This is a genomic window from Kitasatospora sp. NPDC091257, assembly GCF_044757675.1.
Classification (GTDB): domain Bacteria; phylum Actinomycetota; class Actinomycetes; order Streptomycetales; family Streptomycetaceae; genus Kitasatospora; species Kitasatospora lactacystinica.
This window is the reverse complement of record NZ_JBIVVI010001483.1, coordinates 1-1,910: the sequence shown is the minus strand read 5'-3', so window position 1 is coordinate 1,910 and position 1,910 is coordinate 1. Positions and strand designations below refer to the sequence as shown.

The following is a 1,910-nucleotide window of genomic DNA, read 5'->3' as shown; positions in this document are numbered from 1 at the left end:
GGATGCGCTCGGCGATGCCGCGCAGTCCGCGCAGCTCGGGTGGCCGGTGGCGGTCCTGCCAGGGGGTGAGGGCGGCGGCGTGGCGGGCCGTCATGAACGGCTCCGGGTCGACGTGCGCGGTCGGGTCCTGTCGCAACCGGCGTGCGTAGTCGGCGAGTTCGGCGTAGGTGTCGGCGAGGGCCTCCCGTTGGGCGGTCCAGCTGCCGATCGGCCAGACGGTGATGACGGTGGCCTGGGCGACTCCGCCCAGGGCGGCGACGAGCCCGTGGCCGAGCGCGGTGACCGTGCTGACCGGGAGTTGTACGACGATCAGCATCACCGAGACGGTGTTGGTGGCGACCACTCCGGCGGTGGGCCCGATCGCCCAGGCCAGTCCGGCGCCGAAGGCCCACACCGCGAGCAGCACCGGGAACAGCCCGGGGACGCCGGCGGCCAGGTAGCCGAGGAAGGTGCTGATGCCGAGTCCGGCCCCGGCGGCGACCGCGAGGCTGGCCCGGGGCCGGAAGCTGCGCTGGAAGGTGGCCGAGCCGGCGATGAACGCGCCCATCGCGGCCGAGGTGGCGAGCGCGACCCCGCCGAGCGCGAGGGTGGGGAAGAGCACCAGCGCCACCGCGACGGCCCCGCGCACCGCCCGTTTGGGGTCGGTGAGCGCCCGGTCCAGGGTGAGCCCGGTCCGCGCGGTGTCACGAAGTGCGGCGAACCAGGACATAGCGACATCCTAGGCCGGATACCTCCGCCGGATCCGGCTCAGCCGCGCCGCCGCCCACAGCAGTGCCCCGGTCGGCAGGAACACCGCGTCCGCCGCGATCATCGCGAGCGAGAAGACCGGCAGCCCGAGCACGACCGCGATCCCCGCGTGCTCCAGCATCATGACGGCCAGCAGGCCGTTCTTGACCCGCCGGTCGAGCAGCGTGAACGGGAACGCCACCTGGAGGATCACGGTGCCGTACGAGATCAGGAAGACCGGCAGCAGCGCCGAGCCGACCAGCGCGGACAGCCCCGGCCAGGGCGTGAAGTAGTCCAGGTGCAGCGGGTAGTACAGCGCGGTGCCGTCCTGCCAGCGCGAGCCCTGCACCTTGTACCAGCCGGCCGTGGCGTAGATCAGCACCACTTCGACGGCGATCACCAGCATCGCGCAGTTGTGCACCATGTTCGCCAGCGCGTCGAGCACCGCCCGCGGCTCGCCGTCGGGCCGCAGCCGGCCGAGCGTCCACCAGAGCCCGGCCGCCGTCCAGAGCGCCCAGAACAACGGCGACCAGCCGAGGTACGGGAAGGCCCGGTCGGTCCAGGTCAGGGTGTCCCCGGCGAAGCCGCCGAACTGACAGGCCGCCAGGACGGCTCCGAGCACCGCCCAGAGCACCACCCCGGTCCGCCCGGGTCCTCGGCGCCGGGCGTCCAGCGACCAGACCTCGGCGCAGCGGGTGAAGACCAGGTAGACCGCCATCAGGTGGACGACGTTGTCACCGCCGTCGCCGAGGAAGACGTCGCGGTTCTGCAGGGACAGCACGGTGACCAGGAACAGCACCGTGCTCGCCCTGGTCCGCCAGCCCAGCAGTACGGCCAGGGCGGCCAGCACGGCCAGGTGGTAGACCAGCTCGGACCAGAGCCGGCCGCCGAACCAGGGCAGCACGGTGAAGGCCCCGTTGTCGGCCAGCAGCTGTTCGGCCAGCTCCGCCGACCAGGGGGAGAGGTCGCCGTACAGCACCCGCCGGTGCGGCCACTCGCGCAGCAGGTAGGCCAGCCAGACCAGCCCGAAGCCGATCCGCACCACCGCCGCCTGGTGGCGGCCGAGCGCCCGTCCGGTGAACGCCTCGGCGGCCCGCCCGAGCGGTGCCCGCGGCCCGCGTGCCGTCCCCGCCGCCCCGGACTCCAGGATGTGCGCGGCGGCCGGGTTGACCAGCACGCAGCGG

The 1,910-nt window shown here is 73.7% G+C and carries 2 protein-coding genes; both read right to left on the bottom strand.

What is annotated here, in order from left to right; translation table 11 throughout:
* Positions 1-709, bottom strand: a 709-nt coding sequence (locus tag ACIQOV_RS39560) for an FUSC family membrane protein (RefSeq protein ID WP_401055743.1), incomplete at its 3' end; no start/stop codon positions are given.
* A gap of 9 nt (positions 710-718) precedes the next feature.
* Positions 719-1,903 (bottom strand): HTTM domain-containing protein, encoded by a 1,185-nt coding sequence (locus ACIQOV_RS39555; protein ID WP_401055745.1) that lies wholly within the window; start codon positions 1,901-1,903, stop codon positions 719-721.
* Between the last annotated feature and the right edge of the window lie 7 nt (positions 1,904-1,910).